We start from the raw sequence: 26,351 nt of genomic DNA on the forward strand, positions 1-26,351 counted from the left end.
GGCTCGAATGACTCCAACAGAATCTGGGTAAAGTAGTTCATTTCATATTCTTACTTAATACTAACTTCATCTCAAGTCCCAGCGAAAAGGCGCGAGAGCCTCTAATAATGCAAAAAAATCGGCAGGAACGTCAGCCTTAAAGCTAAGTTGGATCCCACTCACCGGATGTTTTAAGTCAAGACGCGCCGCGTGTAACATTTGACGTGAAATATTAGCTACTTGTGATCGAATTTGGGCAGGGAACACAAGCGGCAGCTGTAGGGGCCAATGGTAGAGGGGGTCGCCAACCACCGCCATCCCTAGGGCTTTGGCGTGGACCCTGATCTGATGGGTGCGCCCTGTGTAGAGACGCACCCGTGCCAGAGTCAGACGCTGACCGAAGACAGCCTCGCGGCTAAACTGCGACTTGGCCAATCGTGGGCGCGAGGGACGCTTACGTTCGGGGGTGAGATGATATTCAGCCTCAGTCATCGAGGCCATCCGCAGCCGATGCGTCGGGTCCCGGTACAGGTAACTCGCGTAATTAATCTGCGCGTCACCCATCATGCCATCGAGCAGAGCAACATACTCGCGCACCAAAGTGTCTTTGTCCTGAAACTGCTGGGCTAAGGCTGCGTGGGCTCGGTCGGTCTTGGCACATACCATGACACCCGTCGTATCTTTATCCAGGCGATGGACTATACCTGGACGCATGGCATCGGTGCCGCCACCAGAACTCAGCTCACGGCAGTGATGGAGTAAGCCCTGCACGAGGGTCGGACCGGTGTCACCAGCACCTGGATGCACGGTCAATCCTGCCGGCTTGTTGAGGACTAGCATGTGCTCGTCTTCGTACAAAATGTCCAGAGTCATCGCCACTGGTTCAAGGGGAGACGGTGCTGCTGACTGTCCCCACTGCACCTGGATCTCACTACCTGCAACGGTCAGGTCCCGCGCGCGAGCAATCTCCCCGTCAACGGTGACGGCACCCGTAGCGATGAGCTGCTGCACTTTCGACCGGCTCATAGCGGTCGTAGATGCGGCTAACTTGGTCAGAAAAATATCGAGGCGCTGCCCCGCATCCTCCGCCCCAACGACAACTTGGGCTATCCCTTGCGGTTCGCTTGCCAATCAATCAGCCTCGTCGAAAACGCTGCCACCAATTTATCCGTCTCTGGGAGGTCGAGAAAGCGACAATAACTACGGAGGAAGCCTTTGACAAATACGGCCTGCGGCAGACGGTCAAAGCGGTTGGCTTCCATGGCCTGGATGTAGCCTATACTCACCTTGGTACGCTCGGAAATCTCCTCCTCGCTGACACCACAAGCTTCCCGCAACCGCCTAAGCACATCGCCGTCACCGGGATCGCCCGACTGCAAGATCTCGAATAGTTTCTCCTTCAACTGGGGAGAATCAGTACCCGGCGCCTTGAGCTTGACGATCGGAAGCATAGAACGTGTGGTCCGAATGACGGCCTCGATCCTCGTGTCACTCTCGTCATCCGTCGGCGTCCCAAAGGGAACCGATGCGGCTAAATCACCGCCCACCGAACCACCCAGAGTTGCTGCCACAAGGTCATCCTGCGAAAACCCAGTAGGCACCTGATTCACAGCCCCCTGACGGGCTTGCGGTGTGCGTTTGATCCCGTACTCTTTGTCATAAGCGCGACGCGCCACATCATCACTCAAAACGCGGAAGGCAGCCTCAATTTGGGCGAGCTGAGCGGTGGCCTCGTCTTCAGACAACAGTGAATAAAGCGCCGCACTGCCCGAACCGTAGGCATTCTTGAGGCGTAAATAGGCCTCGCGGATTGTCATGCGTGAGGCATTAGGATCGACATCCAGCACGCGGTAGTAATTGACGTCCGCCCCGTCGCCTTGCTCATGTGAGGCCGACGACTGGCTGCCAAAGGCATTCGGTTCGGTGTACTGCACAATCTCTCCCCTTCGTCAGAATCCCAAATTACCTAGGACTTGCTTAGCTAATTCAGCAAAGCGCTTTGACAACACTGAGTGCGGAAAATCTACCACCAACAGGCGGCGATTGCGAAGCGACTTCCACGCGGCTTCGTCGTAGTTCAGGTAGCCGCAACTGCGACAGTTGAAACCAAAATAACGCTCGGCAATAAGCTCCATAGACTTACCAACGTCGATGTCTTTTTGACTGCGTACCTGATTGACAGCAATCCCTAAGGTACGCGCCTGTAACGCACTGCGCAACCCCGCAACTAGCTCTGGAGCGCGCCCCGACAAATAACGCAGATGATCAGCGTAGCCACCTTTGCGCCCTGGCTCAGGCTGGATCAGGAAATCCCGCACCATGCTGGCGCTCTCTTCCTGTTTCAGTTGATCACCAACATTACGCACTAAGCGAAATAAGGCTGTCTTGAGAAACAAGTAAGCATTTTCGATGGAAGTCGGCTCCGGCAACACGGTCAGAATACCGAGGTGAGCTGCCAGATAAAAATCCAAGGTGAGGCCATGGGTACCGGCGCCGAGGTCAAGGATCACGATATCCGCGAGGCGCTTTTCTTCGACTTCGACAAGAGACTCAAACATCCGGGCCATGGCGGCCTGGTCCATCGCTGCCGCGCCCCCCCAGGTCTCCTCGTTACCCCCAGCGATGATACTGACGCCGGTCGCAGCCGTTGGGACTATAACGTCGGCTATCGAGTCGCGCCCGTACACCAGGAGGTCAGCCACCCCGCGTCCGGGGGTGTTGAGCCCGAAGTAGGTGTGCAAATTGGCGCCGCCGATGTCGAGATCGATCGTCAAAACACGCCAGCCCATCGATGCTAACTTAACCGCCAGGTTGGCGCTGACCAAACTCTTGCCCACACCGCCCTTACCACCACCAACAGCGATGATCGGTGGCGGACGTCGCCCAGCGACGTCGGCATAAGCTGGCAGGCCGAGTTCCCACCCACGCTGCCGCGCTGCCATCCGCCGCGAAATTATAGTAGGATCGGGTTTAGAGCCCCGAAGGCCGACCACCCCCGTGCCACTAGAGGGCTCGCTCACGCGATCAGTTGGATTGGTCATCATGCAATTGCTCCTGATAACTACGGAGCGCAGAGCTCGTTATCCCTCTACAACTAGTTGCTAGAGGAAGCGGGCTATGCCAATTTGGCCCTGGGTTAAGCTGAGAACAACAAGAGAATCCTGACATATTTTGATATAGCTTAACAGATGACTAAGCTTAAGCAATGGAATATTGCTTAGCCACCCTCTGCAGTGCATCCGACTAATGACCACGATGATTCCTGCCGATGAAAGCCTCACTTAGTATGCGTCCAAGGAGTGGATAAATGGCAGAGCCCAACAAGATATACGACCTTGTGGTCATCGGCAGTGGCCCAGCAGGCTACCGAGCTGCCATGCAAGCAGCTAAGATGAAACGGAGCGTTGCCATCGTTGAAGCCACACCGGGGCGCCTAGGTGGCACATGGATCCATACGGGAACAGTGCCATCTAAGGCGCTACGCGAATCGATGGACGCCATCCACAACATCAGCTTTCATGCGGGTGGCAAATGGGTTGAACGCATCATTCGCGATCTTCCTGCCGCCAAGCTCATGGGTCGCGCCCACAAGGTGTCGCAGTACGAAGAGAGCATCGTCCGGCGCTACTGCGACCGCTACGGTGTTGAGATCATCGAGGGTTTTGCGAGCTTTGCCGATCAAAACAGCGTCAACGTGCGCAACGAGGCAGGCGAGACCTTTACGGTCCGCGGGCGTTTTTTTCTCGTTGCCACAGGCTCTCGCCCCCGCCGTCCGGCCGAGGTGCCATTCGATGGTTGGCGTATCGTCGACGGTGACGAAGTACTCCGACTCGAATGCGTGCCAAAGAGTGTGCTCATTTACGGGGCCGGCGTCATTGGTTGCGAGTATGCGTCGATATTCGCTGCGTTGGGCACTGAGACGACGATTATCGATGGCCGCAACACCATCATGCAATACGCTGATCACGAGATTGCCGCGGCGTTAAAGAAAACGCTGGAGGACGAGTCCGGCGTCAAATTCGTACTCGGCTCAAAAATGGCGAGCGCCAAAGTTGGCGGTCCCGGCGTACAACTGACTCTCGAAAATGGCCATACGCTAGAGGCTGAAGTGCTGTTCTATGCAGCCGGTCGCGTACCCAACACCGACAAACTGGGTCTCGATAAACTCGGCATCAAGTTATCGGAAAAAGGCGAAATCGTCGTCAATCAGAACTTCCAAACCTCAGTCCCCAACGTTTATGCAGCCGGAGACAATATCGGTTCGCCTGCCCTTGCTGCGACCTCAGCGGTGCAGGGCCGCTACGCGGCGCGCCATATGTTTGGCAAGAAATCTGTCGCCTACCCTAAGGTATATCCCATCGGGGTCTATACCATTCCGGAGTTGTCGAGTGTGGGTCGCACCGAGCAGGACTTGAAGGAAAACGGTGTCGACTACGTCGTAGGACGAGCCCACTGTTACGAAGTGGCTCGCGGGTATATTCGCGGCGACGATCACGGCCTACTCAAGCTACTTGTCTGCGCTAAGACCCATAAAATCCTCGGCATCCATATCCTAATGCCCGACGCATGCAACCTAGTCCACATAGGTCTGATCATCATGCAAAAGGGCGGCCACGCGCAGGATCTCGTCAATATGGTGTTTAATTATCCGACATTGGCAGAAGCTTACGGGATCGCTGCTTTCAATGCGCTCAATAAGCTATTCCCAGACGGTGAAATCTGCGACCCACCAGAAAGTAACTAAGCGCCGCTCACAGCACTGCTATCAGAGACTTAAGGTAAGTCAAGCGATTTTGATTTACCTTGTATTGTCTCCGGCTGGCGGTAGCCGTTACGTCAAGTAAACCGACCTCACGCAAAATACGCAAATGTTCCGATACGGTGGAATGAGCGAGTGCAAACTCCTCAGCAAGCTCCCCAGAACCGGAGCCACCCACCTCGAGCAAGATCCCGATCAGACGGATCCGCACTGGGTGGCCGAGGGCCTTACATAGACCGCTAAGGTCATCCTCCAGATCGACAGTCACCGGTATTTGCGTCACTGCTCCACGAAAGCGCGTAGCATCCATGCGGGGCTCCTATGGCATAAGAGGCCCCGACCGCCGCGCGGCGCTGGGACCTCTCACTACGATAGCATGGATTTTAGTTTAGAAGTTGGACGACAGCGCCTGCTCCCGTTGCGCAAAGTTGTCTCCCGTTATAGACCCCGTATAGAGCTTGTTACCCGCGGCATCAAGGACGTAGGCGTTGCCGGTGATGATCCTTAGCTCGCCGGGTAACTGATTACCGTAGTTTTCGATTTGCACGAAACGGTCTCTAAGCTCCAGCATCTCATTAAACTGAACACCTCCCGGTGTGCGCGGTAAATCGGCAAAACCAAGGGCCGCCGCATCAGCTAATGAGAACTTTACTGTGATCAAGTTGGCCGCACTGTCAAAGGCAACCTGCAACTGCTCGCCGCTAGTTCCAAGCTGCTCAGTTGCAACGGCACACTGAGAACCATCAGCACTGTTGACGCAGCCAAACAGATTTTTACTAGCAAGATCAAAGCCCAACTGAACGCGCAGCTCACCGCCCATTTTGGTAACGTTGAGAAAGTAGTTATTGAGAAACACCGCAGCCCCAGGATCCTTGACGACATCGACGGTGGACAGGCGGTTATTATCAATCGCTGGTTTACTCACACCGTCGTAGTGCGTCTTGGCTGTCTGATATTTCACCACAGCAGCTGACCACACGTCATAGGCCTGTGCCTGCTCCAGCTTTAGCTTTTTCACTGCCGGTGACTCAAAGGCGACCAGTCCGGCAAATGCAGCATCAGACTCCACGACATTTACGTCCGCCGGTTTGGCCGCTAGTGACTGACCAACGACTTGGTTGAACACGGCGTCGCTGTAACTGGGGACTGGATGCATCGAGGCCACGTCAGCAGTTTTAGGCTCGATGCCAGTCTCTGCACTTGTATCCATGGGGCCATTGGTATTCTGCCCTCTGAGGTCAGCGCTGGTACTGGGACGCTCAGCGAACGCTTTGATGACCCTGACCAGCTGGCTGTACACCTGTTTGTTGCGCTCGTCACTTGAGGACAGCGGGATGAGACGCCAAACCTCAGCCGAACTCGTCTCGCCCATCTCGCCAATCTGTAGCAGGGTCTCGGGTTTAAATTGAGTCCAGTCCGGAATTTCCGCCAGACTTGCGATCGTCGGTTCCTTGCGGGTGAACGCGCCACGGCAATCCTTAAATGCCGTCGCTTTGCGATCGATCAGGTCACCGAGCAAAATCGTCCGTTCTAGTCCAGCAGCTGCGACAGGATCGCTACCAGTCAGAGTCGCTCTGAGAATTCCGCCGTCACTACCCAACCACGACTCGAGCGCCGCATAACGGCTGGCCATGGGCGAAGTCGCCGGGGTGCATTTCGCAGTCTTGTAATTCTCAGCAAATAGCGCAGACTTTAGGAGGCCGTCACTCCAAATACACATGAAGTAGTTTTTGCCAGCGCCGTCCGTACTGGGACCGCAGAGTTCCGCATTACTGAAGTATTGACGCGCAGCATAGTAAGGTTCACACATTTGCAGTGGCGTAGGGCGCGCCAAAAAATCACGCCCCAGCTGAGTATTCACAGCGAGTTCCCAGAGTTTAGCCTCGCAATATGCGGGCCACAAAGCCTCCGCCCGGGCGATGTCGTTGGAGTCAACAAGCCCCTGCGTGGCCAGCTCACCAAGACGCGTGGCGAAAAGCCCATCGGCGACCTTACCAACAAAATCGCGAACCGCAGCCTTATCGACATCGCCGGATGCCTCGCGAATCCTAGGATTGAAGGCATCGTAGTTAGAACGCGACTGGACAACCGACTCTTTGTCGGCAATAACTTGGTCGCTCAGCTCGACCAAAGCCTGTGACTTTATGACGCGCGCGCCATGCGTATGCTCGAGGATAGCCTTAACCTGCTCGGGTGATGGCGTCTTATCCCAAAAAATCAGCGAGGCATTAAAGTTGACTGTGTTCTCGCCATCGGTGAGCAAAAATGGATGTGCCGGATCGGACGGAAACGTCGGCACTGGCAGGACACCTCGTGGTTGTGGTGTAGCCGGTTTGGCACTACCGCAGGACCAGAGTATCGATGCCGCTACAAGGCTGATTCCAGGAGAAACTAAACGTTTTAAGGTACTAACTTGCATGCGTCAGCGCTCCTTTAAAAAAACAGATCAACATTGAACTGCGCTAAGTCGGAGATTGGTAAATTGCGACTGGCGAGTTGCTTCGTGTAAGCGACATTGATGGAAAACGGAATGGCAGCACGACCAGCTTGGTACAGAGGGACCGTGCTGTAGCCAATCAAAAACTCGGCATTGTGAGCCTGCTGATCGGTCCACTGCTGCATCGCGCCTATGTTTGCCGCATTCAGATTGCCACTGTAAACATCGCCGAATTTGCGCAGATACGTATAGCCCACACCAGCGAGTAGACCATAGTTAGGCGTGTATCGGAGCGAGGTGCCTACGTCAAACCTGTTACCCATGTTGTAGTCAACTGTCACCAGCGGCACCTCGACACGCTCCTCATTCGTGATGGCTCGCACCGTCCGCTGCGTCGGCAAAGACTCGGTGTATTTCACGTATTGGTTGGTATAGAACTGCTGGGGTAACTTTTGATCGACGGCAACCTGGGCAAAGGGCGCCCAGACGCCTTCGCCAAACGGCACGTCATTTAAAATGTTCGGATCTTTTTTACGTCCAGTTGGCGCGACAACACCAGTGGTAGTGGCAAGGCCCATGCGGCTATTGTCGATCCCACGATATTTGAGAGCGATGGTCGTATCACCAAAGCCCTGACCGTGCCAGTCGCTCAGCGCCTGAAAGCCGTTATCAGTTAGTTTTTTGTTTAGCTGACCTACGGCGTCATTGAGTTTGCGCGCAGCCTCACGCGCATTGGCGATTTGATTAGTCTCTGGACGCGCGAGTAGGCCGAGAATCTTATTGGCATTGTTATTAGGTGTAAATCCCACACTGGCAGAGGTCGATGCGTTGTATATAGGTGAGGCCACCGCTAACGTCATATTCTCGGTGATCCCAATCGCCGCGATGGGTGCCGTCACCGTCACACGTCCTTTGATGTCGGCGGAAAACTTGCCGACCGACTCGCTCTCGGTAATGCCATTCTGTAGTAGAAAACCACGCAACTGCCGACCTTTGAGCGCGTCCTCGGCATTGGCCATCTGCTTGAAGGTGAGCTCTTTGAACAACAGATGCGCCAGTGGCTTGGTCTCTCCAGCAGGACCAGAGATAGTATCGAAATTTGTGTTTATCGTGCGAATCGTAAGATTACGCACTCCCTTGGGTAATACCCGGGTGTCTTCAAATGCCATCGCGTTTGAGGCATAGCCAACGATCATCACCGCCGCCAACGTACCTTTTACTGCACCACGGACTTGCGTCGCCATCATCAACGCGCTCCATTTTATGTTGGGACTAATATTCCAATAACATACATAAGAAAGGCTGCCTTCGCAAACGCTAGGCAGCCTGACACTAGGCCTCAGAGCAAACTGCTACTTATTCATTCGGGCTGCCAATCCCGACCGGTCAACGCACGGTAATCGATCTTCATGTGATCAAAGATCACTTTGAACTCAGGCACACGGCTTGCGGGAATTTGGTCTTGTTCGATGCGGTCATTCATGTCGAGCAGCGTCTCATTAGCGAAGTCGATGGCTTTGGCTTTCCAGCCTTCGCTTGGCTCATCGGAGTTCAGTTGTTTCATGACGATGATTTTAGACCGATGGTTATCAAAGTAGAGCGAGCCCGGATCTTGGCTTCCATTTGCCGGTGCGGCCAGAGCTCTGTCGATCTGGACGAGCGCCTTCTTAATGTCGTAAAGGCCGACCGCACGAGCCAGTGGATTGGACCAAACATTGGCTGCAACGCGATGCACGGCACCGCCCTCATAGGCGCTGTTATCCGCGCTCTGGTTAGCGATCTCGATACCGCCATTGACGGCGTCACGCAAAGCGCCGGAGAACGCCGCTTGCTCGAGGACGTTACTCGCCTCACCCCAGTAGCCGATACACATGCCACGGTAGTAGTAATAAGCTGGGATGCGCTGGCCTATGGCAGCGGGGCTGATCTTTTCTACCCACCCTGGCTCGTTGCATGTGCGCGAGAAAAGAGAAGTGCTGCGGCACCAACAATCGGCGAAAATAGCGCGGCGCGTCGCCCCGTCTGATTTAGGCGTCAGCATCTCGCCTTCGTAAAGGGCAAGACGACCAAGCTGCTCAGCCGCGCGAATCTTGTCGTTAGTGTTGCTGGCGCTGTTTAGAAGCTGCAAGTATTCACTGCGCGCTTGAGCAATCGCTGCTTTGTTATTTTCGCGCTGCGCAAAAAGTCTGTCCGCGTTGGCAAAATCTGCTGCATGGGCAACCTGCGCGATCGTCACACTCATCACCGCACCAGCTACGAGAGCCTTAATCGTCGACCAGATGGTCATCGTCATCCTCCTGGAAAATGTGCGTCCCGAACTCAATTGCTTTAGTTTAGGTAGTATGCGTGATTTTAAATGTCAATCAAGCGGCAAATTAACGGAGTGTAGGGATTTGCCGACATCTTGGTTATGGTTAGTCGTCGTTTTTGGCGCGCAGCAGAGTCTGATAAAGCTCGGAGCGCTTAAGCCCGCTGTCCTGATACTTGCGCATCAGGTCTTTCAAGGTTGCGCCTTTGGCAAACTCACGCCGCGCCGCGGACTCCACATCAACCAGCGCCGTGCCGTCGTCAGGCTCCGCTGAGGCGCCAGGGTGAACCATCACGGAAACTTCACCTTTTAAGGTGGCGTGTCCAGCGATCCAGTCGTTGACTTGGTCAATTTCGAGGTTGACGATTTCCTCGTAGAGTTTAGTCAGCTCGCGACCTATGACAACGCGCGCCTGAGGATATACGGCTCTGACCGCCGCCAAAGTCCGCGCAAGACGCCTAGTCGATTCAAAAAAGACGACGGCTGCCCTCATGGACCGCCAGCTGGCGATTTCCTCTTCAAGCGCACCAACACGCGTCGGCAGGAATCCTATAAAAAGCACGCGGTCGCTGGGGAGACCAGAAGCACTCACCAGCGCGGTCAATGCTGATGCCCCAGGAATCGGATGCACCTTGAGGCCCGCCGCGTGCGCCTCGGCCACAATGCGGTAGCCCGGGTCAGAGATACAAGGAGTGCCAGCATCTGTCACCAGAGCCAGGGACTTACCCGTCTCGACTAACTCCGCGACCAAAGCCCGCGCCCGCTCCGCTTCACCGTGGTTATGGTAACTTACGAGACGCTTTCCGTGGATGCCAAAGTGGGTCAGCAGCTTACGCGTCTGTCGCGTGTCCTCGGCCGCAATGATGTCGACAGACGCCAAAATTTGGCGCGCCCGAGGCGTCATGTCCTCGAGGTGGCCGATGGGGGTCGCGACTATGTACATCATTTAAAGTGATCCACTTAATTGTTGGTGCACTGCTGTAAGTATCTGCGTGTACAGAATCTTAGAGCAGTTTTGAATAAGAGAAAGAAGCGTGTAATGTAATCACCCAAGATAGCTGCCAAATACATGCATGGCCAACAATTAAGTGCACCAGTTGAAAAGAGATATGCTAAGGTAATGGAAGGTTCGCGGCGCTGGAGTAGATCAGCAGGAGAACCGATACTAACAAATAGGGAGCCAGATCCTAAAGCGGTGTGCAAGCCCCCCGCCTCAAGTGCGTAGGGGGAAGCCTGAAGCGATAGTCGATGGCACCCACCTAGAGATGGTGGGTTCCCCTAGCCTCCGCTCCCGCCGCGAACCGCCCTCGCGCCCTCGTCAAAAACGCCACTTACTCCTCACCCCAAGGCGCCCCATTGATCAGCGTAGCCAAAGTAAACGTCAGCCCCCTTGACGACGCTTTAACGAAGCTGAGGTCGTCCGGTCCCTTTGACGCTCACGTGCTGAAGCAACTCGAGGCTTTTATCTGCACGTCCGATGATGCAGCCCTTTACCGTATGAATCCGCTGGTGCTCGCCGATGAACTCGGCCTCCCTGGTCCAGATACCGTCCGCCTGTTTCTCCATGGCGCTAAATCTGGGCTTTTGACCATGCACTGGGAGCTCGTCTGTCCCCACTGCGGCGACATTGTGCAGAGCTTCAGCGCTCTCGGCAAGGTCACTACCCACTTCGACTGCCGCATCTGCAGCGTCGCCATCGAGGCCGATCTTGACGACTACGTAGCCGTCAGCTTCAACGTCGTCGATAGCATCCGGCCGAATCGGCTGGCTCATCCTGAAACGCTGGAGATCGACGACTACCTGGGAGTGTACCGCTTTGCCCATGCCGGCAAGACCTTAGATGGTCAACCGTACCGCAGTGTTTTCATGAATTTGGCGCGTGGCGCTGCCTTTGTAGAGCCGAACACCACGCAGGAGTTTAGCTTTGAGCTGGAGCCTGGTGGTACGCGTATTTTTGACTTCGCGGCAGAGTCTGGACTAGCGATACCAGTTCGGGGTGAGCGCGCTCACGCGGTTCAGACAGTCGACATTCATTTTGGCGCTGGAGGCCCTAGGTCGGTGACGACGCAACTAGCTCCAGGTCCGGTCTTGGTGCGTCTGCATGGTGATGACCGGCGTCGGCCTTGCTCCATCAGCCATTTTCCACACGGCTGGACCATGCCGCCACGCGTCAAAGATCCACTCCTAACGGGAAAGCTCCTGCTGAATAGCCCAACGTTTCGACGCCTTTTTGGCGCGGAGCTCATAGAAACGGCCTCAGGTCTTCACATCCGCGACCTCACTTTTCTCTTCACCGATCTTAAAGGATCGACGGAGCTATACGAGCGGGTTGGCGACGTCCGGGCCTTTCAGCTGGTCAGTGAGCACTTTCAGGAGCTCGACAGAGTCATTGCAGCGCACCAAGGCACCATAGTCAAGACTATCGGCGATGCCGTGATGGCCACCTTCATGACGCCTCTCGACGCCACGCTGGCAGCGCTGGCCATGCTCGACGTGATTGCCGCATATAACAGGCAGTTCGGCCGCGACGAGGTCGTGCTGAAGATAGGCATCCACGCAGGGGCTGCCATCGCCGTGACCCAAAACGACCGGCTCGATTATTTCGGCCAGACGGTGAACATTGCCGCACGGGTGCAGGGCCTGGCCGCGGCCGAGGAAATCTGCGTTACCGAAGACGTCCGTCGGGCCCCTGGTCTCGACGAGCTTTGTGCCCGCCTTCATGTCGCCAGCGAGAGAGCCATGATCAAGGGCCTATCGGACCGCATCCAGGTCTACCGCCTCCGCCCAAAGGCCGCGAAACAAGCTGCGTGAGACCAGCCTTTTGCGCTTGCATCCTAGCGAGGTGGCGGGCTTAATGGAGGCCGCACACCCCTAGCTGAGAGGAGAGGACTGGTGAACTCGCTGTCCCGGCGCATCTTGCAAGTCAAAACATCCCCGACCGTCGCACTCAATGCCAAGGCAAAGGCGCTAGCCAAAGAGGGCATCAAGGTCCTCAACTTTGCTGTTGGCGAACCAGACTTCCCGACTCCGGTAGCAGTCGTCGACAAGGCCATTGAAGCGTTGCGCGCTGGGCGCACCAAGTACGGACCAGCAGGTGGTGGCCCCGAGTTCTTGGCGGCTATTGCGGCCAAGCTCGAGCGCGATAACGGCCTCAAATATGCCACTAATGAAATCGTGGCGGGGATCGGCGCTAAGGAGATCTTGTTCCATATTTTCCTGGCCCTGCTCAACGACGGCGACGAGGTTCTGATCCCCTCGCCCTACTGGGTCAGCTATCCGGATCAGGTGATCGCCGCTGGTGGTAAGCCGGTAGCCTTGCCGCTACCGGATGACGTCGCGGCAAATCCGCTTAGTATCGAGGCTATTAAAAAGGCCGAGACCTCGCGCACGGTCGCCATTGTTCTGAATTCGCCAAATAACCCCGCAGGTTCCATGATGGACCCGAAGCTACTAGAAGAGCTCGGCCGTTACCTGAGCGACAAGCCTTGGTGGATTATTTCCGACGAAATTTACGAGTACCTGGCCTTTGATAAGCAGCATGTCTCCCTGCTCAAGATGTTCCCCAACCTGCGTGACCGATTCATCCTGGTCAACGGCCTATCGAAGGGTGCGGCGATGACGGGGTGGCGCGTCGGCTACTGTGCGGGACCGGCCCCGGCGATGAAGTTAGTGCGCGATTTGCAAAGTCATTCGTCGACCTGTTTGCCGCCGTTTATTGAGGACGCCGCAACTTTTGCCATCAATCAGGGCCCTAATTTGCTTAAGGCCGAGATCGAGGTGCTGCGTAAACGTCGTGACTTAGCTGTCGGGCTCCTCAAAAAGATGCCGAACGTCAAGTTTGCACAGCCACACGGCGCCTTTTACATTCTGATCGACGTGCGGGAAGCCTTGGCCAAGGCGGGCGGTAAGCTCGACACATTTGCCTTGAGTGAGCGTTTGCTGCTAGAGCAACATATCGCGCTGGTCCCTGGTGACGCCTTTGGGGCACCTGGTTATCTTCGCTTCAGCTACACTTGTGACGAGGCGACCATCACCGCTGGCCTGACGCGTCTTGGTGAAGGTCTGGCCAAACTCGGCAAGTGACAGATCTCTGCGACATAGGAGCACGGTAGACATGACAGATAGCTTAACCACAGCGTTGCCCGCGCGCGCGGCTGCACTGGTGGCTGAATTCGACCGCGAACTCGCCGCCGTAGAGGCGAGTCGCAGCAGTGAACGCGTCGAGGAGCTGCGCCTTGCCTACCTCGGTCGCAAGGGCAAGGTAACGGCACTCCTCGAGGACTTGCGGGGTTGCACAAAAGAAGAGCGACCAGCTGCAGGGCGTGCCATCAACGAACTGAAGCAGCACGTCGAAGCTGCCATTACCGCACTTAAGGGTAAGGCGCAGGAGTGGGAGCTTGGCGCGCGCCTGCATGCGGAGCCCCTTGATATCAGTCTGCCAGTGACGGCGAGTGTGCCTCGTGGCTCACTGCATCCCGTGACGCTCATACGGCGTGAGCTGCTGACCGAATTCAGGCGGCTTGGTTTCACCGTCTATGACGGTCCTGAGATCGACTACGATTTCTATAATTTTAGCGCTCTCAATATGCCGAGTGATCACCCGGCACGCGACATGCAGGACACTTTCTACGTGCGAGAGCAGGAGCATCTGCTACTTAGGACTCACACGTCCAACATCCAAATTCACTGCATGCTCACCGAGCGGCCACCGCTGCGGGTGGTAGCACCGGGTCGGGTGTTCCGCGTCGACTCGGACCCGACGCACACGCCGATGTTTCATCAGATCGAGGCCTTTGTCGTTGACCGGGGGGTTACCTTCGCCCACATGAAGGGCGTGATCGACGCCTTTATGAAGGCCGTATTCGGTAGCAGCATGAAGACGCGGCTGCGGCCTAGTTTTTTCCCGTTCGTCGAACCGGGTGCCGAGCTCGATTTGCAGTGCGTCCACTGCCAAGGTAAAGGCTGCCGCCTCTGTAAGCACACGGGCTGGCTGGAAGTCGGTGGCTGCGGCATGATTCATCCAAACGTTTTTGAGGCGGTTGAGTACGATAGTGAGATTTACTCAGGCTTTGCCTTTGGTTTCGGCATCGACCGCATGGCTATGCTCAAATACAAGCTCGACGATTTACGTCAGCTTTTTGAGGGTAGCCACTCGTTCCTGGGTCATTTCCCGTTGTTTACTTAAGGCCTTCTCGTCAAAGATTTATCGCTAGGGATTCATATGCAGGTTTCACTCAACTGGCTCGGTGACTATGTTGATCTTCAAGGGCTCAAGGCCGAGGACATCGCAGCAGCTTTGACGGCGATCGGACTCGAAGTCGAGGGCGTGGAAAAGCAGACGGCCTTTACCGGAGACGTCGTCGTCGGCAAGGTGCTGACCGCCGTCCGTCATCCTAATGCCGATTCCCTGCAGCTCTGCACGGTGGACGTGGGTGGTGAAGTGCCACTAAACATCGTCTGTGGTGCTCCGAATGCCCGTCCAGGCATCAATGTTGTCGTCGCTAAAGTCGGTGCGACTTTGCCTGGGGATTTTAAGATCAAGAAGTCGAAAATCCGCGGCGAAACGTCAGAGGGCATGCTCTGTAGTGAGAAGGAGCTCAGCATCTCCGAGTCGCACGAGGGGATTATCGAGCTTAAAACTGAGGCGAAACTGGGCAGCGACGCGGCGCAGGCGCTAGGTATTGGCGACACGATTTTGACGTTGAACGTCACGCCAAACCGTGCGGACTGTCTCGGTGTGATCGGTGTCGCCAGGGATCTTGCCGCTAAACTGAAAAGGCAGCTCAAGCTGCCGCAGGTGCACGAGCTAAGGCGCGACAGTAAGTTGTCATCAGAAAAGCACCTGACCATTAACATTCACGACAGTCAGGGATGCCACCGTTTTGTCGGGCTTTATGTCGACGGCGTTGCAGCGGTACCGTCACCGTCGTGGATGCAAAAGCGCCTTAACGCAGCTGGCGTGCGTCCCATCAACCTCTTGGTTGACGCAACCAATTATGCCATGCTGGAGTATAGCCAGCCGATTCATGCCTACGATGCGCGTTTTGTGACGGGTGGACGCCTCGAAGTACGCGACGCCCATGACGGCGAGACCTTAGTCACGCTAGACGGCCAAAAACGCGATCTCAAAGCGGGGGATCTACTGATCTGTGATGCCAAAGGCCCTATCGGCCTCGCTGGTATTATGGGTGGGGAGTCTAGTGAGATCAGAGCTGACAGCACGACACTCCTGATCGAAGTGGCAGCTTTTGCCGGACATCGGATTCGGCGCACCAGTAAGCGCCTTGGCCTACGTTCGGAGGCCTCGCACCGCTTTGAACGCGGTGTCGACGTCGACAACCTGGAGACGGTAGCCCTGCGCGTCGCGCAACTCATAGCTCAAGGGCTGACTGAGGCTGGTAAACCGGCACCGCGGATTGCGGGTGACATTGTTGATTGCTACCCTGCCGATATAAACAAAAAAGTGATAGCCCTGCGCGTGAGCCTGGCCAAGCAGATCCTTGGCCTCCAGGCGCTCAGTCGCAGTGACGTGATCGACACGCTCACAGCGCTTGAATTTGAAATGCTCGACGGCACGGATGACCGCCTTCTGTTTGAGGTGCCATATTTCCGCGGCGATATTGAGCGCGAGGTCGATCTGATCGAAGAGGTAGGGCGCCTACTTGGCTTTGACCGCATCCCTTATCAGCTACCCGTCATGAACATTAAGCCCACTCCGGAAGACCATTTCATCACCTTTCAGGAGTCGGCCCGCACGGCGATGGCGGCTCTTGGCCTTCGGGAAACGGTGAGCTTCCCCTTTGCTGCGCTGCGTGACCTAGAAGCGCTGCGCCTCACTCCGGAGCATCCCTATTTCCCTAAGTTGACTCTGGCCAATCCCCTTAGCGATCAGCAGCGGCACTTGCAGACCACTTTGGTGCCAGGCCTACTCCGCGCAGTGCAGGAAAACCGCCGCCGCAGCGATTTCGGCTCGCGCCTTTTTGAGTGCGGGCGGGGCTACTTCCTCTTTGGTGCCGACAAATCCGGACTCGATCCGGCATTTAAGGGTCTGGCACGACCAGGGCGTCACTATTCACCACGCGCCAAGAGTGAGGCAGAGAGACCCATCGAGCGGCAATGGCTAGCGGCCGTGCTCGATCAGCCCTATCTCGAAAAGACGTGGCAGAACCCAGCCGTGAGCACTAGCTTTTATCATGGCAAGGCGACCCTGCTCGGACTTCTGCGAGACTTCGGTCTAGCTGAGATGGCCCAATGGACGGCGATCAATCCGAATCACTATCCCTTCCTGCATCCAGGAGCGGCGGCTACGGTGACGGTGGCAGGTAAGTTGGCTGGTTACGTCGGTGAGCTGCACCCTGCGGCGGCCGCAGCGCTAGATCTACTCGGTAGTGATGGGGCGCCGGTGGTTCTGGAAGTAGATCTTGAAACCCTATTTGACGCGCAGTCTAAAGCGCAGCGCTCCAGCGTCAGCGTGCGGCGATTCCCAGCCGTTACGCGTGACGTAGCTTTCCTACTGCCTAAAGGTAAGACTCACGCTGACGTTTTAGCTGCGATCAAAGGGTTTAAGCGGCGTCAGCATCTGACCAGCACGGAACTCTTTGACGTTTACACCGGTGACAAACTCCCGGCAGGCACGAAGAGTATGGCCTACCGCTTTGCCTTCCAGTCACCGGATCGCACGTTAACGGATCAGGAGGTCGAGCCTGAACTGCAAGCGCTGACCGCGTGGCTCAGTCAGAGCCTAGAGGCAGCTCAGAGGTGAGCCGCAGCGAACTCGTTGCGAATGAGGAGCCTTGCTTGGCAGCTGGCGCACATCGCGTCCAGCGGCCAATGGGCATCGCGTCCCGCCAAATCCACAGGTGATCCACAGTCGGGGCACTTGCCACCACCCGAGACTATGTCCTGGGCGCCTGACGTGATTTTATACACGACGATACCGACCAAAGGGCCGAGCAAGAGCAGCAGCGGCACGGCGATAAAATGCACCAAAGGTATGGGCAGCATGACTAGTGCAGCACCCCAGCATCCTGCCCAAATCATCGTGCCTTTACGCCGCGCTTCGGCATGGGGTACTGCGCGTATGGTAATGGATCCTTGAGAGGCGCCTTTAGCCGATTCGATTTGTATGTTTGTGCTCTGATCCATCGTCACGGATTGAAATTAAATGCAAGAGTTGCCGATTGCAGTGAATTACCACCCTGTTTCCATTGAAACAACAGTTTGTTTAAACCCGGTAAAGGACTGACCGGCACCACAAGCTCCTCCCCTCCCGAGGTGGCCACGGGTGGCAAGTCCTGGCCGTTCAGACTGACCAAGAGCTCTAAGCCACCAGCAGCCAGAGGCCCTCGCCTCTCCAGACGCAGATTAATGGGCTTGCCACCAAATGCGGCGCCGCTCTTCATCCCGTCGAGGGTTACGCTAAAGTTTGGTAGCTCGCCCCACGCTTGCGCCTGTGCCGGGCGCTTTATATCGCTAGGCGGATTACTGGGATCAGCGCCGATCGATTCGGCCCACATGCCGATCACTGTCTTAGAGTCCAGATGGGGATTACCGAGAGAGCGGCTCCCGTTTGCAGGTAGCGGCTCAAAAGCGACCCAAACAAAGTTAGGGTGCTGCATGATGCTACTACCAGTCCACTCGCCGCCGACAATATTGCCCACGGCGTCTAGTTCGAGGATGTAACTTAGGTCAACAGTGCCTTGCTGCCGGGTTTGCAACACTTCGTTAGACATGGCGTTGACGATATAAAGCTGCGTCCGCATTTTGACAAATTTAACTGCTGCCGGATTGAAGACGTATTTACTGCCACCAGTAACGGCGCGCGTTGCCTCCTGTTCAGAGACAACATCTTTGTTTAGCACCTTGTAGCCGATGACCGGGTAATTCCAAACCTGATCGCCTGGATGCGTATCGACAATCACGACATGCTTCATCGTCCCTATCCAGTTGGCGACGGTGGCGTGTAGCGTCCCCGGATTAACTCCTTGGCAAGCATCCATAATGGTCGGATCAGAACGTGACTCCGGACGCGAGGGCCCGGACTTATTACAGCGCGTGCCACCGAGAAATTGGTAGTCAGCATTCATGTGCAGCTCAGTCATCAGAGCCTTGATGTCCTTGGGAGTGAAGGTAACCCCCGAGCGGACTACGTTTTTACTCGGCTCTGTCGGGTGCCTCTGACCAAAAGCCGCTAGCCCATTACAGTGGCCAGCCCAGCCGACATTAGAGTTGTGCTTCTCGCGCTCCCAGGCACTAGCCTTATTGGTACCGCCGTGAAAAACTTTGTCATATTTCTGCAGCGCCGACTCCCCTGACGCCTTTACATCGGTACCACCGCTGGTCTCAGGATACCAAGAACCCGACCACGGCTTCTTGTCGTCAGGTACCGATCCCTCCATGGGCATGGAGTCAAGAGCCAGTGTGAAGTAGTTGTTCCACACCTGAAAATAGAAGCTATTGTTCTGCAGAAGTTCCATGGGATCAGCAGCACCAAGCGTGGGACCGCTGCGGTAAGCAACTTCTTCATGACGCTGGCCTAGATCTTCGGGCAGCTCCTTACAAGCTAACGCGAAAAAAAAAGCTCCTAGTCCTAAAGCGCGAGCAACAAGTTGAATCAGAAGCGGCATAAGCGACCTCACCTGGTGAGCATGCGGTGATCATACCTAGTATAAACCGGTCTTTTGCGGCGGCGATACCTTTCGGCAAATGCTGTTTAGTGTCAGGAACTTCAACATGACACGGAAAACATCTACAAATTTGCTCATCCAGGGCGGTTGCCGTCAAGCAGGTTAACACCATGCGATTCAGCAACTTAACGAATTCTGTGGGAATTGGCCCACACCTTGCACATATCCCAACACGAGCCACCCAGGCTCGTTTGAATCACTGCCACTCACTTTTGTTGCTGTAGCTGTAAACACGGAAGCGGAACCTAAATTCGGACGTTGGAGATGCCATCATGTTAAAGTCAATCAAATTAATGTCTACCCTCGCAGCCTCACTGGTCCTCGCGACTACCCTGGCTGCCTGCTCAGAAAAAGTCGGCAATAAGCTACTCAAGCCTTTCCCTGCTCTATTAGCCGATGGTCCAGACGGTGGTGCCCCGGCTAACGGCGGCGCTCCTGCTCCCAACGCGGGCGTTCCGAATCCTAGCGCTCTGCCTCCTCCTGCTAATCAGCCCCCGCTTTATGGCCCAGGCAACGGTCCTGTCACCGGTGGTGGCATTAACGGCGTAGGCAATATTCCTGGTGGCGGTGCACCTGGCGCAGTTGGCGGCGTCGGCGCCGGTGGCCCCCCTCTAGAATGCGGCGTCAATGCCTACTGTGACAAAGGCGGCGGTCAAGTGCTATATCCTGCTGGTATCAACGGTGGCTACTTTGGCCCCGGCATCATCGGCTCATGCATGGCAGCACTCCCGGGCCTCGGAATCAATCCTGCTGGTCCCTTCCAAATCGCCGTGCGCGAGATCAATGCCTTAAGCGTCCTCACGGGTGGCATCATCACCGACATGTCCAAGGGTCCAACACTCGTCATCATCAACATGATGAACTTCCTCGGCGTCGTCGAGATGGCTCTTCTAAACCCCATGGGTCTATACTGCATCAACGGTCTCTCGGTCCTCCAACAAGTCAACGTCACCACCTGCGGCCAGTCTAACGTCGCCTTTGGTAACGGTCTGCAGATCCTTTCTGGTAACAACCTAAACATCATCCCTTGCCTCTAAGGGTGATGTCTTAAGTCTCTCCAAACGGTCATGAGGGCAGCCGCACTGTGTGCTGGCTGCCCGGTTTCTTTTTTAGTGATCACCTGAGTCATGACGAGGATCGCGTTACTGAGGGAAGTACATGTAGCTAAGGCGGGCACCGTTGAGGTAGCAGGTGTTGGTATTGGTAAGTCCCATAACTGATAACTTATGTGTGCCAGCGGTGATTTTAGCATAACCGTTGTGTGCTATGCTCTCCCATAATGTGGAATAGGTATGGGACCAACCCCAGCACGATGTGTCAGAAACACTGCATGGGTAGTCAACCGACACGTCATCGATACCAATCGAAATATAACATGCATTAGCCGTCACCTCCCAATGCCCGTTAAGCGTCACTTGGATGATGGAGTCCTGTGGTACGGTAATATTTCCTGACCAGAAAGTTCCTACTACTGTCCCGCTGCCACCAATGGAATAAGACCAGCTAGCCGGCTGCACATATCCTACGCCCGATTTGGATCCAAAGTATTTACCGGACACTTTCAAGTCGCCAGCCACGTCGAGCTTAGCCGTGGGTGTGTCGGAGCCGATGCCGACGTTGCCATTGCTAGTCATGCGCATCCCAGCGCTACTAGAGCTCCAAGGGCCGATCACCATAGCACCTGTGTTGATTGATCCAGCACTAAAAATCATCTCTGAGTCGCCGAGCTGGGCCAACGGATTGTAAGCGCCAGCTGTCACACTAGGGTTGACCATGACGTTTCCACTAGTTGGACTCGAGATGGATAACCCATCTGTCGAATTGTTGCCATTAGTGACCAACTGCAAGCGACTAAAAGGCGCTGTCGTCCCAATACCGACATGCCCAAAACTGGATCCGGATAACCACCCTTGACACAGGACGCATGTATATTTACGATGTACATACAACATTTGGGGTTTATGTCTAAATGCAGATTCAATTTGAATGGGATGATGAGAAGAATCGGTCGAATAAGAAGAAACATGCAGTGAGCTTTGAAGAAGCTGCGACAATTTTTTCGAATTTTCCTCTCGAGGTCTTCTTTGACCCTCACCATTCAGAACATGAAAGTCGCTATATTGCAGTCGGATATAGCAACATGCAACGCTGCTTGCTGGTGGTACATTGCGAAAATCAATCAGGCACAAAGATAAGAATTATTTCAGCGCGTAAGGCTACACGGAAAGAATCAAAGGACGTCTTTGGGGGATAACCATGAAATCTAGCTACAACTTTAAGAACATGAAAAAAGCAGAACCTAAATACCTTAAGCGCCTTAAGGAAACTGTAACTATTCGGTTAGATCCTCAGGTCATTGCTTATTTTAAGGATCTCGCATTGAAAACGGACATCCCTTATCAGAGTCTGGTTAACTATGTCCTCCGGGATTATGCCATGCATGGACTCGAACCAAGCGCGAACTGGATAAAGCCCAAAGAAAAAAGCCGAAGAAAAGCCGTTTGATTTTCAAAACATACGACAGACTCGTAAAAGAGCGCCGTGGCAATCATGCTGCTCTTTTGAATTACTGCCGCTTACCTTGGACAGCCGTCTTAAATGTGGATAAGAACACATACGATTTAGGGAAGCACCTTTAGTGGCCACAATTGCTGAGGAATGAAATTGTAAGCAATGCGGAATTAAAAATTGTTAAAGATTTATATCAAATTTTCGAGGGCCTTTTGGAGAAGTCCAAAGAAAGCGCTCCGCAAAAATTTATTCGCCAATAAATCTATCTGGGGACCGGATACCATCTGTGCCAACTGTGATGCCTATCTCCTATTTTGCGTTCGGAATCGTCAGCTCGATCAAATCACACCTTAGGTCGGCCGATCGATGGTGGCGTACGATGAGTTTGTAATTCGTCGACCGTTATAGACCGCGTCTGCCATGACACCTGTGATTTAAATCGAAAAGGTTTGCGCCTCAGCCCCAATCACTACCATGCGAGCCCTACAAGGCGGCGTTGTCATTAACTCGAACCTGCCACATTATCTGATGTTAGCGCAGTACACTGTCGCTTTAACAAATGTCTGATTGTTCTGTGTATAACACTGGTAGGAGTTGTCGCCTGTAACAGAATACATTGGTGACCAACTGCCGCTCAATTCGCATCCACCACCTGTGGCACGCTTAGTGCCAGTGCACGTAGCGGTACAAGCAGATCCACCGATATAGCCTGAGCACGTCGTAACAATACGCTCCCAACCCATCGAAATATTGCCTCCTCCTATGTCGAGCGCTTGAGTTGGCGCCGTAGTCCCAATTCCCACGCGACTCGTTGAACCCGTAATACGCATAATTTCAGCAGAACTCGACCGGAATGTTACATCACCACCAGAATGAAAATTGTGCCTCAACTCCCAAGGGGTACCAGAAACCATTTCGATCGATTCTTTCCCGTCGTTCCAAAAGTCAATTTTCCTGCCCCAAGTCGAGTCGAAGCTAAGTTTGCTATTGGGTGTAGTGGTTCCGATCCCGACGTTGCCGGCGTTGGTTACGCTTAAAGCCGGATTAAGACTAACTATTTGACCTGCGGTCGTTGCTCCTGAGTTAGCCGACAGATATATTCCATTCTTGTCGAGAGTGATGGCACGGTACCCATATAGTGCAGTGGTGTAGGCAGTAGCATAGCCTCCAGTTGCACCCATAAGGTTGTTACCAAGTACGATTCCCTTATCGATAGTACCAGCATCCGTCTGACCGACGGCGCCGTATGTGCCAAAAGCAAAGTTCACTGCACTTTGATTGTTACCATTCGTCATCACTTGGAGCGCTTGGCTCGGACTCGTAGTCCCTATCCCGACGTTACCACCCATAAATACAGCTGTCGGACCGCCGCCGCCTTGATCAGCACGCAATGCTGGGAACGTACTCGTATTTGAAATCCTCAATAAGCCAACATTGGAATCTGCTGGTGCCCCAACCCCGAGAGCTACGAGGTTTCCAGCGCCGTTTACCACTAAGGTTTGGGTGGGATTTGTAGTCCCAATCCCAACGTTCCCACCCGTCGCTAGCGTCATTTGCGGAATGCCGCCTGAACCCGACGCGTAAAATTCAACTTTGGAACCAGTTAACTGCAAAAGATCGATCGCGGATCCGTCGCCAACGCGCGTTGCAGATCCATTTTTATCAAACACCGGACGCCCGTCACTTCTCACAACCGCTCCAACCTGAGCTGTCCCATTGACATGCAGTAAAGAATTTGGAACGGTGGTCCCTACTCCCAGATTCCCACTCGCTGTCAGCGTGGTAAATGCACCCGTATTTGGTGTCGTAGCCCCAATGGCCCCCGGCGCAGCCCAGTTTGTTGTCGGGAGCGCTGTACTGATCCATGTCGTGCCGTTAGATGTAAGGACGTTACCGCTACTGCCTGGTGCCACGGTCTGAAGCGCACTTGTACCGTTACCAAGGACTACGGCGTTTGCTGCGAGACTCGTGGCTCCTGTACCACCGTTAGGCACAGTGAGCGTACCAGATGTGATCACCGATGCGCTCAATGACGGGATATCTGCGGCGCTCAGAGAGACGCCGCTCGTGACCCTACCCTTTGCATCATAGGTAACTTTGGTTGCAGTACCGGCAGTGACCACATTGGACAGCGTCGCCGTGGCTGACCCCGAAGAGAATCCCGAGGTCGTGATGTCACCCGTTAAAGCAGTGAGGTAGCTACCAGCCGGCTGTTTAGCACTAAAGGCAGCGTAGTCGGTATGAGACAGCAGCCCCGCTGTAACACTTGAGGCTGAGGCCATGGGGATATTGAGAGTGTGGGTGTTGCTAGATGATGACCAAGCCGGAGCTGTGCCCGCAGTACCCGGAGCGCCAAACGACTGGCTCGCTCCAGATTGTCCGTTGAGGCTAGAGACCGCTGCACCGACAGCGCCTACAGCCTGCACATTAGTGCCGTCCCAATACTTGATCTGATTAGCCGTGGAGTTAAACCAGGTCTTACCCTTATCGGTGGCTGTGAGTCCACTTGGATCGCTAGCATAGACACCCAGGCCTAGGGTTTTAGCAGCAGCGATTTGGACATTGCCCGCAGCGTTGAGGTCGTTGTTGCCAAGATCTAAAGTGCCAGTAATCGTGTCTCCGGCTTTATTGACTGGGCTGAAACCTAGGGCGTTTTGCTTGCCGTCAAAAGTCGTCCAGTCAGAGGAGCTTAGATAGCCGTTTACAGATCCACTGGCCTGACTGATGCCGATCGTACCGGTCACGGTGCTATACGTGATCGGTGCTGTGCTCGAGAGTGCTGAAATGGCACGCGCTGGGGTAAAGTATTGGTTGCTGCCTTCAGCGACGGCTGATGTGCTTAGCGCCTGCCAAGATTTATCACCGCGCCAGTATTGACCCGTGGTACCGCCAGTGATCGTTGGCTCTTTGCTCCCAAGATCGGTGGTGAGGCCAGAGATTTTTGCCTGAGCGATATTAGCTGTTGAGGAAATATCAGCATCGACTATGGGTGCAGCAGTTTGGGCATCGGTGAGTCGCCCCTGCGCATCTACCGTGATATTGGCTCTAGAGTAGCTACCGGGTGTCACGGCGGTGTTATTGAGACCCACGGTTGCAGTAGTGCCAGAGGTGGATACGGCCAAACCGGTACCTGCTATGACGCTCCCGACTTTGCCGTTGAATGTCGTGTAATCCGCATGGGACATGAGACCAGCCGTCACATTAGACGCCGAAGCTAGAGGCAGATTCAGAGTATGCACCCCAGCATTGGAAGACCAGTTTGGGGCGGTGCCAGTGGTTCCGGGTACAGCCAGAGTCTGGCTATTGGCAGACTGTCCGTTAAAGCTTTGCAGTCCCGATCCTGCGGTGCCAAGAGTTTTAATTGCCGCACCGTCGAAATACTTAAGCTCGTTAGTGGTGCTATTAAACCAGAGTTTGCCTTTATCAGCTGTGCCGTTGACGGTGGGATCTGATGGATTGTTACTAAGACCAAAGACTTTGGACTCGCTCATTAGGAGATTGCCCGTATTGTTGACATCCTGACCATTCACATCGAGCGTACCGCTCAGAGTGTCGCCGGCTTTATTTATAGGATTGAAACCAAGAGCGTTTTGTTTCGCGTTAAACGTAGTCCAGTCAGAGGAGCTTAAATAGCCGTTTACAGATCCACTGGCCTGACTGATGCCGATCGTACCGGTCACAGTGCTGTAGGTGATAGGCGCTGCGCTTGATAATGCTGAGATGGCACGCGCTGGGGTAAAGTATTGGTTGCTGCCCTCGGCTACTGCCGTGGTGTTCAGTGTCTGCCAGGTCTTGTTACCACTCCAGTATTGACCCGTGGTACCGACATTGATCGTTGGCTCTTTGCTCCCAAGATCGGTGGTGAGGCCGGAGATTTTTGACTGAGCGATACTAGCTGTTGAGGAAATATCAGCATCGACTATGGCCACCCCGCTTTGCGCCGCAGTAAGTCGTCCCTGCGCATCTACCGTGATATTCGCTCTGGAGTAGCTACCGGGTGTCACGGCGGTGTTATAAAGACTCACGGTTGCAGTAGTGTCAGAGGTGGACACGGCTACACCAGTGCCAGCCGCCACACTACCGATCTTGGCGTTGAATGACGTGTAATCCGCATGGGAAAGGAGACCTGCCGTCACACTAGAAGCCGAGGCTAGTGGCAGATTCAGAGTATGCACTCCAGTATTGGAAGACCAGTTTGGAGCGGTACCCGTGGTCCCGGGAGTCGCTAAAGTCTGACTGTTGGCTGACTGTCCGTTAAAGCTCTGCAGTCCCGAGCCTGCGGTGCCAAGAGTTTTAATTGCCGCACCGTCGAAATACTTAAGCTCGTTACTGGTGCTATTAAACCAGAGTTTGCCCTTATCGGCTGTGCCAGTGACTGTGGGATCCGATGCATTGTTACTAAGACCAAAGACCTTGGAACCGCTCATTAGGAGATCACCGGAGTTGGTTAGATCTTGGCCACCTAGGTTGAGCGCACCTGCAAGTGTATCTCCCGCCTTATTCAACGGTGCATATCCAAGAGCACTCTGCTTCGCATTAAACGTAATCCAATCTGCTGCACTTAGATAACCAGCCGTCGTACCACTGGACTGAGTTATCGCTATGCTAGGGACAGTGCCCGATCCAGTGACCGTTATCGGTGCCACAGCAGTCACACCTGTCAGTGCATTG

At 54.7% G+C, this 26,351-nt stretch carries 20 protein-coding genes and 1 other RNA gene; 9 read left to right on the forward strand and 12 right to left on the reverse strand.

The window, feature by feature from the left end; all coding sequences use genetic code 11:
* Nucleotides 1-66 precede the first annotated feature (66 nt).
* The 3 genes from FJ146_08960 to FJ146_08970 are packed head-to-tail and all read right to left on the reverse strand — an operon-like array spanning nt 67 to nt 3,023.
* Nucleotides 67-1,110, reverse strand: coding sequence for an RluA family pseudouridine synthase (locus tag FJ146_08960; protein ID MBM4252087.1), 1,044 nt, complete (start codon nt 1,108-1,110; stop codon nt 67-69).
* A complete protein-coding gene (locus FJ146_08965) occupies nt 1,086-1,913 on the reverse strand; it encodes a helix-turn-helix domain-containing protein (GenBank protein ID MBM4252088.1) in 828 nt (275 codons plus the stop codon). The genes FJ146_08960 and FJ146_08965 overlap by 25 nt, the downstream gene beginning before the upstream one ends.
* A 15-nt stretch (nt 1,914-1,928) precedes the next feature.
* A complete protein-coding gene (locus FJ146_08970) occupies nt 1,929-3,023 on the reverse strand; it encodes a MinD/ParA family protein (GenBank protein MBM4252089.1) in 1,095 nt (364 codons plus the stop codon).
* 263 nt (nt 3,024-3,286) lie between these two features.
* On the opposite strand from FJ146_08970, the gene FJ146_08975 reads away from it, so the two are divergent.
* Complete coding sequence (locus FJ146_08975) at nt 3,287-4,723, forward strand: Si-specific NAD(P)(+) transhydrogenase (GenBank protein MBM4252090.1); 1,437 nt, start codon at nt 3,287-3,289, stop codon at nt 4,721-4,723.
* Between the two features lie 7 nt (nt 4,724-4,730).
* Here the strand turns inward: FJ146_08975 and FJ146_08980 are convergent, their stop codons facing one another.
* The 5 genes from FJ146_08980 to rsmI form a co-directional block, all read right to left on the reverse strand.
* Nucleotides 4,731-5,048, reverse strand: a complete 318-nt coding sequence (locus FJ146_08980; GenBank protein MBM4252091.1) for a winged helix-turn-helix transcriptional regulator — start codon at nt 5,046-5,048, stop codon at nt 4,731-4,733.
* Nucleotides 5,049-5,126: 78 nt separating this feature from the next.
* Nucleotides 5,127-7,157: a hypothetical protein gene (locus FJ146_08985; GenBank protein ID MBM4252092.1), complete on the reverse strand. Its 2,031-nt coding sequence runs from the start codon at nt 7,155-7,157 to the stop codon at nt 5,127-5,129.
* 14 nt (nt 7,158-7,171) lie between these two features.
* Nucleotides 7,172-8,422, reverse strand: coding sequence for a hypothetical protein (locus FJ146_08990; protein ID MBM4252093.1), 1,251 nt, complete (start codon nt 8,420-8,422; stop codon nt 7,172-7,174).
* A gap of 113 nt (nt 8,423-8,535) precedes the next feature.
* Complete coding sequence (locus FJ146_08995; protein MBM4252094.1) at nt 8,536-9,462, reverse strand: hypothetical protein; 927 nt, start codon at nt 9,460-9,462, stop codon at nt 8,536-8,538.
* Between the two features lie 127 nt (nt 9,463-9,589).
* On the reverse strand, nt 9,590-10,429 hold the full coding sequence (gene rsmI, locus FJ146_09000) for a 16S rRNA (cytidine(1402)-2'-O)-methyltransferase (protein MBM4252095.1): 840 nt from the start codon (nt 10,427-10,429) through the stop codon (nt 9,590-9,592).
* Between the two features lie 180 nt (nt 10,430-10,609).
* Here rsmI and ssrS point away from each other — a divergent pair.
* The 5 genes from ssrS to FJ146_09025 all read left to right on the forward strand — a co-directional run bounded on the left by ssrS (nt 10,610) and on the right by FJ146_09025 (nt 17,245).
* Nucleotides 10,610-10,787: non-coding RNA, 6S RNA (gene ssrS / locus FJ146_09005), on the forward strand.
* 52 nt (nt 10,788-10,839) lie between these two features.
* Nucleotides 10,840-12,294, forward strand: coding sequence for an adenylate/guanylate cyclase domain-containing protein (locus FJ146_09010; GenBank protein MBM4252096.1), 1,455 nt, complete (start codon nt 10,840-10,842; stop codon nt 12,292-12,294).
* A 78-nt stretch (nt 12,295-12,372) separates the two neighbouring features.
* On the forward strand, nt 12,373-13,566 hold the full coding sequence (locus tag FJ146_09015) for a pyridoxal phosphate-dependent aminotransferase (protein ID MBM4252097.1): 1,194 nt from the start codon (nt 12,373-12,375) through the stop codon (nt 13,564-13,566).
* 31 nt (nt 13,567-13,597) lie between these two features.
* A complete protein-coding gene (gene pheS / locus FJ146_09020; protein MBM4252098.1) occupies nt 13,598-14,668 on the forward strand; it encodes a phenylalanine--tRNA ligase subunit alpha in 1,071 nt (356 codons plus the stop codon).
* A 36-nt stretch (nt 14,669-14,704) separates the two neighbouring features.
* Entirely contained in the window at nt 14,705-17,245 is a 2,541-nt protein-coding gene (locus tag FJ146_09025; protein ID MBM4252099.1) for a phenylalanine--tRNA ligase subunit beta, read from the forward strand.
* Here the strand turns inward: FJ146_09025 and FJ146_09030 are convergent.
* Nucleotides 17,236-17,628, reverse strand: a complete 393-nt coding sequence (locus FJ146_09030; protein MBM4252100.1) for a hypothetical protein — start codon at nt 17,626-17,628, stop codon at nt 17,236-17,238. The genes FJ146_09025 and FJ146_09030 overlap by 10 nt on opposite strands.
* Nucleotides 17,629-17,630: 2 nt before the next feature.
* Nucleotides 17,631-19,109, reverse strand: coding sequence for a hypothetical protein (locus tag FJ146_09035; protein ID MBM4252101.1), 1,479 nt, complete (start codon nt 19,107-19,109; stop codon nt 17,631-17,633).
* A 332-nt stretch (nt 19,110-19,441) separates the two neighbouring features.
* Here FJ146_09035 and FJ146_09040 point away from each other — a divergent pair, with 332 nt between their 5' ends.
* Nucleotides 19,442-20,206 (forward strand): hypothetical protein, encoded by a 765-nt coding sequence (locus FJ146_09040; GenBank protein MBM4252102.1) that lies wholly within the window; start codon nt 19,442-19,444, stop codon nt 20,204-20,206.
* 105 nt (nt 20,207-20,311) lie between these two features.
* Here FJ146_09040 and FJ146_09045 read toward each other — a convergent pair whose 3' ends face one another.
* A complete protein-coding gene (locus FJ146_09045) occupies nt 20,312-21,121 on the reverse strand; it encodes a hypothetical protein (GenBank protein ID MBM4252103.1) in 810 nt (269 codons plus the stop codon).
* Nucleotides 21,122-21,138: 17 nt separating this feature from the next.
* Here FJ146_09045 and FJ146_09050 point away from each other — a divergent pair, with 17 nt between their 5' ends.
* The gene (locus FJ146_09050; protein MBM4252104.1) at nt 21,139-21,423 is read left to right on the forward strand and encodes a BrnT family toxin; all 285 of its coding nucleotides are present in this window, start codon (nt 21,139-21,141) and stop codon (nt 21,421-21,423) included.
* Between the two features lie 2 nt (nt 21,424-21,425).
* Nucleotides 21,426-21,674, forward strand: a complete 249-nt coding sequence (locus FJ146_09055; GenBank protein ID MBM4252105.1) for a BrnA antitoxin family protein — start codon at nt 21,426-21,428, stop codon at nt 21,672-21,674.
* 527 nt (nt 21,675-22,201) lie between these two features.
* On the opposite strand, the gene FJ146_09060 is transcribed toward FJ146_09055, so the two are convergent.
* Entirely contained in the window at nt 22,202-26,326 is a 4,125-nt protein-coding gene (locus tag FJ146_09060) for a hypothetical protein (GenBank protein ID MBM4252106.1), read from the reverse strand.
* Nucleotides 26,327-26,351 lie beyond the last annotated feature (25 nt).

The organism is Deltaproteobacteria bacterium (assembly GCA_016874735.1).
GTDB lineage: Bacteria > Bdellovibrionota_B > Oligoflexia > Oligoflexales > CAIYRB01 > CAIYRB01.